Origin of the sequence: Chryseobacterium sp. SIMBA_029 (assembly GCF_046535275.1) — a bacterium.
Classification (GTDB): domain Bacteria; phylum Bacteroidota; class Bacteroidia; order Flavobacteriales; family Weeksellaceae; genus Chryseobacterium.
In genome coordinates this window covers 1-277 of the sequence record NZ_JAWRXA010000241.1, presented here as the reverse complement: position 1 = coordinate 277, position 277 = coordinate 1, and the positions used below count along the sequence as shown (strand labels likewise).

The window sequence follows — 277 nt, the reverse complement described above, 5'->3', positions numbered from 1 at the left end:
ACAAGTATGTCGGGGTAAGCGAGCTGGATAAAATTCTTCGTGATGAAATTGCAGGTCTTTTGCTTGAAAACCCTCATGCAGGAACAGGAAATATCGACACTTCCAAGAAGCCTTATGTAATTATGGTAGTGGGAGTAAATGGCGTTGGAAAAACAACAACCATTGGAAAACTGGCTCACCAGTTCAAATCTGAGGGTAAGAAAGTAGTTTTAGGAGCTGCTGATACCTTTAGGGCTGCTGCCGTTGACCAGCTTACCATCTGGAGTGAAAGAGTGGG

The 277-nt window shown here is 44.0% G+C and carries 1 protein-coding gene; it reads left to right on the top strand.

The window, feature by feature from the left end; translation table 11 throughout:
- On the top strand, window positions 1-277 hold a 277-nt coding region (locus tag SB679_RS23985; protein ID WP_410704746.1), incomplete at both ends, for an AAA family ATPase.